Annotated in this window: 7 protein-coding genes; all 7 read right to left on the bottom strand. The window is 69.3% G+C overall.

What is annotated here, in order from left to right; all coding sequences use genetic code 11:
• A partial coding sequence (locus VIR15_RS03005; RefSeq protein ID WP_331925991.1) for an SMP-30/gluconolactonase/LRE family protein occupies positions 1 to 897 on the bottom strand: 897 nt, incomplete at its 3' end.
• Between the two features lie 174 nt (positions 898 to 1,071).
• Positions 1,072 to 2,142: a 4-hydroxy-2-oxovalerate aldolase gene (gene dmpG, locus VIR15_RS03000; RefSeq protein ID WP_331925990.1), complete on the bottom strand. Its 1,071-nt coding sequence runs from the start codon at positions 2,140 to 2,142 to the stop codon at positions 1,072 to 1,074.
• Positions 2,139 to 3,119, bottom strand: a complete 981-nt coding sequence (locus VIR15_RS02995) for an acetaldehyde dehydrogenase (acetylating) (RefSeq protein ID WP_331925989.1) — start codon at positions 3,117 to 3,119, stop codon at positions 2,139 to 2,141. Before VIR15_RS02995 ends, dmpG begins: the two co-directional genes overlap by 4 nt.
• The gene (locus tag VIR15_RS02990; protein WP_331925988.1) at positions 3,119 to 3,988 is read right to left on the bottom strand and encodes a 2-keto-4-pentenoate hydratase; all 870 of its coding nucleotides are present in this window, start codon (positions 3,986 to 3,988) and stop codon (positions 3,119 to 3,121) included. The genes VIR15_RS02995 and VIR15_RS02990 overlap by 1 nt, the downstream gene beginning before the upstream one ends.
• 99 nt (positions 3,989 to 4,087) lie before the next feature.
• Positions 4,088 to 4,885 (bottom strand): IclR family transcriptional regulator, encoded by a 798-nt coding sequence (locus VIR15_RS02985; RefSeq protein WP_331925987.1) that lies wholly within the window; start codon positions 4,883 to 4,885, stop codon positions 4,088 to 4,090.
• 238 nt (positions 4,886 to 5,123) lie between these two features.
• On the bottom strand, positions 5,124 to 6,332 hold the full coding sequence (locus VIR15_RS02980) for a CaiB/BaiF CoA transferase family protein (RefSeq protein WP_331925986.1): 1,209 nt from the start codon (positions 6,330 to 6,332) through the stop codon (positions 5,124 to 5,126).
• The coding region (locus VIR15_RS02975; RefSeq protein ID WP_331925985.1) for a dihydroorotase at positions 6,329 to 6,863 on the bottom strand (535 nt) is incomplete at its 5' end. The genes VIR15_RS02975 and VIR15_RS02980, both read right to left, overlap by 4 nt.

Genomic DNA, 6,863 nt, shown 5'->3' with positions numbered 1-6,863 from the left:
GAGGACCTCGCCCTGTCGAGACAGGCGCAGGTTGTCCGGCATGAAGGGCACGTCAACGCTCGCACGCCCGACCGCCGACGTCGGGGAGCCCTGCGTGCGGTCGAGCGGGATGCGGTGGAGCGTGCGACCGCCCCACTCGGCAACGAACGCGGTGCGTCCGTCGCGAGTGACGATGACGCCGTTCGGCCCGGCCATCGCCGACTCCGGGACGACGCTCCAGCCCGACTCCAACTCCCACCGCATGAGGTTGCCGCTGGGAGTGTCGCTGAAGATCTGGGAGAACGGGTCGGACTTGGTCGGGTCGAAGAAGTTGGTGACCACGAGACCGTCACTGTCCGGGAGCGGGGCAACACCGTTGGGGAAGGTTCCGAGCGGCATGGTGACGCAGCCGGACCAGGTCAGGTCGATGCCGTCACGGACGTCGAGGCGGAAGACCTCGACGCCCTCGCGGCCGCCGTGGTTCACGACGTAGAGGTCGTAGGCGCCGTCGGCGCGCTCCTCGACGTTGATGCCGTGCGGCGACGCGATCGTGGGGTCGGGCGCGCCGGGGCACGAGGGGTAGCGAGCCTCGTCCCAGGCGACCGACCAGTTGCGGTTGGGCCAGATCTCGGTGGCCGACAGGGTGTTCGAGTCGACCGCGTAGAGGTGTCCGACGCTGCTCGTGGAGAGCGGGTCGTCCGACAGCCCGCTGACAATGGCGACCCCGGTGCCGGGCACCTCGACGATGTCCTCGGGGCTCGTCGGCCCGTCGACGAAGCCCTGCAGGTTGACGGTTGGGGTCGTCTCCTTGGGCGCGGCAGCTGCCGTCGTGCCGGCCGCGCTGGTCGTGGCAGCGAGGGCCAGGCCGAGCATGGCGCCGGCGGCAAGCCAGCGGCGGGGAGTTGGCGAAAGGGGCATGAAGAGTGAAACCTCCGGGGGTGCGTCAATGGACCCCGCCACGAGCGTGGCGACCACCGGCGCGAGTGCGCCGATGGTCGCCAACGTAGTGCTTCTATGGAGTGTTTGCTACAGGTCGGTGTTGATGTCTCGCATAGCGATCTGTAGTGGTTGCACCATTGCGTCTGGAAGGGTTCAGGCGGTCCGAGCCTGGGCAGCCGTGAGGTCGAGGGCGATGTCGACGATCATGTCCTCCTGCCCGCCCACGAGCTTTCGGCGGCCGACATCGAGCAGGATGGTGCGAACGTCGACGCCGTAGCGTGCCGAGGCGGCCTCGGCGTGCCGCAGGAAACTCGAGTAGACGCCGGCGTATCCCAGGGTGAGGGTCTCGCGGTCGACCTGGACGGGCCGGTCCTGGAGCGGCCGGACGATGTCGTCGGCGGCGTCCTGCAGGGCGAAGAGGTCGCAGCGGTGCTTCCATTCGTTGAGGTTCGCGACGGCGACGAAGGGCTCGATGGGGCAGTTGCCGGCCCCGGCGCCGTGACCGGCGAGGGACGCGTCGACCCGCGTCACCCCCTCCTCAACGGCAACGACGGAGTTCGCCACCGCGAGCGAGAGGTTCTGGTGCGCGTGGATGCCGATCTGGGTCTCGGGGAGCAGGACGTCGCGGTAGGCGCGGACCCGCTCACGGACGCCGTCCATGGTCAGGCGGCCACCGGAGTCGGTCACGTAGACGCAGTGGGCGCCGTAGGACTCCATCAGCTTGGCCTGCTGGGCGAGGCCCTCGGCCGTGTTGAGGTGGCTCATCATGAGGAAGCCGGAGACGTCCATCCCGAGCTCGCGGGCCTTGCTGATGTGCTGCGCGGCGACGTCGGCCTCGGTGCAGTGGGTGGCCACCCTGACGGAGCGGACCCCGAGCGAGTAGGCGTCCTCGAGGTCGCTGATCGTGCCGATGCCCGGGAGCAGCAGGGTCGTCAGGGTCGCCTGCTCGACGTTCTCCGCGGCGGCCTCGATCCACGCCCAGTCGGAGTGCGAGCCGGGGCCGTAGTTGAGGCTGCCGCCGGCGAGGCCGTCGCCGTGCGCGACCTCGATGGCGTCGACCCCCGCGGCGTCCAGGGCGGCGACGATCCGCCCGACATCCTTGGGGCTGATCCGGTGCCGGACGGCGTGCATGCCGTCGCGGAGCGTGACGTCCTGGATGTAGAGGACGGGCGGGTCGGTCACGGATGTCACGGTGGGGTTGCGGTCGGTGGCTGCGGCGCTCATGCCGTCACCTCTTCCTTGGCACGGCTGGCAGATCGTTCGGCGATGGTCTCGGCGACCCGCATCGCGGCCGACGTCATGATGTCGAGGTTGCCGGCGTAGGCGGGCAGGTACATGGCTGCGCCTTCGACCTCGAGGAAGACGGTGACCTTGGTCGTCACCTTCGGGCTGCCCTTGGGCAGCAGGGTGTGCACGGGCTCATCCTCGGGGATCTCGGTGAACTGGACCTGCTGCTTGAGCCGGTAGCCCGGGACGTACTCCTGCACCTTGGCCACCATGTCCTCGATCGACGCTCGGATGGCGTCGTGCGTGGACTCTTCCGCGTCGCCGATCAGGGCCAGCACCGTGTCGCGCATGATGAGCGGCGGCTCGGCAGGGTTGAGGATGATGATCGCCTTGCCGCGTTGCGCTCCCCCAACCTTCTCGATCGCCGCGGTGGTGGTCTCGGTGAACTCGTCGATGTTGGCGCGCGTGCCCGGGCCGGCCGACTTGGACGCGATCGAGGCGACGATCTCGGCGTAGGGGACCGCGGTGACGCGCGAGATCGCGGCCACGATCGGGATGGTGGCCTGGCCACCGCACGTGACCATGTTGACGTTGCTCGGTTCACGAGTGTGGTCCTCGAGGTGCTCCTCGAGGTTGACCGGTGGCACCACGTAGGGACCGATGGCCGCGGGGGTGAGGTCCACGAGCTTCTTGCCGTATGCCGCTAGCTTGGCTGCGTTGGCCACGTGGGCCTTCGCGGAGGTGGCGTCGAAGACGATCCCGATCTCGTCGAACCCGTCCATCGCGATGAGCCCGTCGACTCCCTCGTGGGTCGTGGGGACACCGAGGCTCGCGGCCCGGCGCAAACCGTCCGAGGCCGGGTCGATGCCGACCATGGCGCCCATCTCCAGGCTGGTGGAAAGGCGCATCACCTTGAACATCAGGTCGGTCCCAATGTTCCCGGGGCCGATGATGGCCACCTTCGTCTTCGTCATCACAGGTCCTTCGGGTCGTTGTGCCTGGGGTCGTTGGAGTGGGTGGGCGCGGCTGCGAACGTGACGCCGAGCGTGCCAAGGCCGCTGATCTCTGCGCGGATGGTGGTGCCGCCGGTGACCGAGTGCATCGGGCCGAGGGCGCCGGACAGGACGACCTGTCCCGCGCGGAGCGGGTCACCGACCTGCTGCGCGGTGCGGGCGAGCCAGAGGAGTGCGTTGATCGGGTCGCCGAGGCAAGCGGCGCCGTTGCCCTCGGACACCAGCAGGTCGTCTGCGTACATCCGCATCGTCGCGGCGGCCGGCTCCAGGTCAGCGAGCGGCACCCGCGTGTCACCCAGCACGAACAGCCCGCTCGAGCCGTTGTCCGCGATGGTGTCGGTGATCCGGATGTCCCAGTCGGCGATCCGGCTGTCGACGATCTCGATCGCGGCAACGGCGTGGTCCACCGCTGCCCGGACCGTCGCCACGTCCAGGTCGCCGCCGTCCACGTCGCCGCTGTCGAGGTCGGCTCCGAGCACGAAGGCGATCTCTGCCTCGACCCGTGGCTGGAGCAACGTGCCCGCGGGGACTGCCGATATGCCGGAGACGTCCATGTCGTCGAAGAGCACTCCGAAGTCCGGCTGGTCGACGCCGAGCTGCCGCTGGACTGCAGGCGATGTCAGCCCGATCTTGCGCCCTACGACCCGGGCGCCGGCGGCGGAGCGTCGCGCGGCGAGGGTCTGTTGCACCGCATACGCCGCCGCCAGGTCCGACTCGCCGATGAGTTCCCGCACGGGTGCGCACACCTCACCGGTCCGCGACGCATCCTCCAGCCGTCGGGCCGCTTGCAGGACAACGGCCTCCGTTGCCGTTGTGGTGGAGAAAGTCATGGGGACCTCCTGGTCGTCATGCCCCCAGAGTGAGGGTCGCAACGGTTGAGGTCCTACGCAGAGGATCCACTCAGTGGAACGTCGATGGAGGTGACGGGCTCAGTCCCGCCGCATCGAGGACCGGCGGGCCAGGGTGGCCGCGACACCGGCCGCGGCGGCCCGCACGGCCGCGACATGGCTCTCCGGACGAAAGCGGCTGACGGGCCCGGTGACACTGATCGCGGCGATCGGATGGTCGTCCACGTCCAGCACGGGAGCGGCGATGCAGAGGAGACCGACGGCGGACTCCTCCCGCTCGTAGGCGACGCCGGTTTCGACGACCCGGTCGAGCTGTCGCCGCAACAGACCGGGGGCAGTGATGGTGCGCGGAGTCTTCCGGACCAGGCCAGCATCGACGACGTCGGCCAACAGTTGTGGAGGGGAGTGGGCCAGCAGCGCCTTGCCGATCGCAGTGCAGTACAGGGGCATTCGCCCACCGAGCCGAGACGGTGAGGTCGCTTGGCGGTGGCCCCCGATCTTCGCGACGTAGACGACCTCGTGGCCCTCGAGCAGCCCGAGATGGACCGTCTCATGGGTCCGCTCGCGAAGGTCCTCCATGAACGGCGTCGCCACCTCGAGCAAGCGCCGCTCGACGGATGCACGCATCCCCAGCTCGAAGACCAGACCGCTCAATCGGTACCCGTTCGTCGTCCGCTCCAACAACCTCGCCGAGACCAAATCCCCCACCACCCGGTGGAGCGTTCCCTTTGCCAGCCCAGTTCGGCGGCCGAGCTCGGCCAACGGCACGCCGGCGTCGTCGGCCGTGAAGGCGAAGAGCACGGTCACGACCTTCCCCAGGACCGTCTCCGTGTCGACGGGGGGCGCAGAGCTGTTCTGTGCCGGATCCGTTCCTCGCATGGAGTCATACCAGCCTCACGTCGCCGCCCGCGTCAATCGCGATGGCCCGGTGGGAGGCGGTGGACCTGGCCCTCCGCCACCACTCGCTACCGCAGACCGGTTCCACCAAGCCACGACAGGTGCAAGCCGTCGCGCTTACTCAGCTCAGCGGCATACGGCATCTTGTTGGGTCGTTGGGTCACGGAGGCGGCACGGCCCCCCCATTGCGAGACTCGGCTCAGCGTGCCGGGGACGCCGGTCAGGCGATGACGCCGTGGGCGCGCAGCCTCGCCACCTCTTCCGCGGACAGGTGGAGCTCGTCGACGAGGATGGCATCGGTGTCGGCACCGACGGCGCGTCCGGTGGCCCGGATGCGCCCGGGGGTCCGGCCCATCCGCCACATGACGTTCTGCATCCTGATCGGCCCCAGGTCCTCGTCCGGGACGCTGGTCACAAGCTGCAGCGCCTTCACCTGGGGATCGTCCAGGAGCTCGCTCGGCTTGTAGACCGGGGCGACGGCCGCCCCGGCCTTCTCGAAGGCGGCGATCACCTCCTCACGGGTGCGCGCCCCGATCCACTCCCCAACGTAGCCGTCCAGGAGATCGGCGTGCTGGGCTCGCGTGCGTCCGTGCACGAACCACGGTTCGTCGATCACTTCGGGATGCCCGACGAGCCGCATCACCCGCTCGGCGATCGGGTTCGCGCTGGTGGAGATCGCGAGCCAGTGGTCGTCGCGCGTGCGGTACGTATTGCGGGGCGCGTTGTTGAGGGATCGGTTCCCCGTCCGGTCCTGGTCGATGCCGAGCTGGTCGGCGTAGATGATGCCCGGGCCCACCGCCGTCATGATCGGCGACAGGAGGTCGAGGTCGATCTCCTGACCCTTGCCGTCCTTGTCCCGCTGGTAGAGCGCCATGGACACTGCGGCCGCCCCTGCGACGCCGGCGATCGAGTCGGCGAGGCCGAAGGCGGGCAGCGTGGGCGGGCCATCGGGTTGGCCCGTGAGGTGGGCGAAGCCGCTCATCGCCTCGACGAGTGTGCCGAAGGCGGGCCGCGCGGCGTAGGGGCCGCTCTGCCCGAAGCCGGTGACCCGCAGCAGGATGAGGCCCGGGTTGTCGGTGGAGAGGACGTCGTAGCCGAGCCCCCACCGCTCCAGGGTGCCGGGCCGGAAGTTCTCGACGATGACGTCGGCTGTCCGAGCCAGCTCCTTGAAGATCCGTGCGCCCTCCGGGTCGCCGAGGTAGAGGCCCAGCGTCCGCTTGTTGCGACTGATCATCTTCCACCACAGGGGTTGGCCATCCTTGTCGAGGCCGTGCCCCCGCATCCCGTCGCCGCGTGACGGGTGCTCGATCTTGATGACGTCGGCGCCGAAGTCGCCGAGGATCTGCGCCGCCAGCGGACCGGCGAGGATCGTCGAGAGGTCGAGGACCCGGAGACCGCCGAGCGGGCCGTCGGCAGAGGTGGAGCTCACGCCTCCCCCTTGACCGACCCGCCCCTGCGCAGGAACTGGCCTCGTGGCTCACCGACCACCTTGCCGCCCTCGAGGACCCGCATGCCGCGCACCCACGTGTCCGTCACCTTGGCGGTGAGCTCGAAGCCCTCGAACGGGGTGTACTCCTGGCTGGACTCGGAGTCCTCTGCGTGGATCGTCCACGTGGCGGCCGGGTCAACGAGGCAGAGGTCGGCGTCGTAGCCGACGGAGATGCGGCCCTTGCGGTCACCAAGACCGTAGCGCTGCGCTGGGTTGAGTGAGGTGAGCTCGGCAATCCGCTTGTACGACAGGCCGCGGCGTGAGCCCTCACTCACGAGGGCCGGCAGGAGGTACTCCGTGCCACCGAAGCCTGACTTCGCGGCGAAGACGTCATCCTTGTCCGTGCCGAACTTCATCTCCTCCTTGCAGCAGGCGTGGTCGCTGACGACCCAGTCGATGTCGCCGGCCAAGAGGTGCTGCCAGAGGCTTTCGACGTCCTCTCGCGGACGGAGCGGCGGGTTCACCTTGCCG

The organism is Intrasporangium sp. (assembly GCF_036566125.1).
Classification (GTDB): domain Bacteria; phylum Actinomycetota; class Actinomycetes; order Actinomycetales; family Dermatophilaceae; genus Intrasporangium.
Note: the sequence above shows the minus strand (reverse complement) of the source record. Positions and strands in the feature narration are given on the sequence as shown.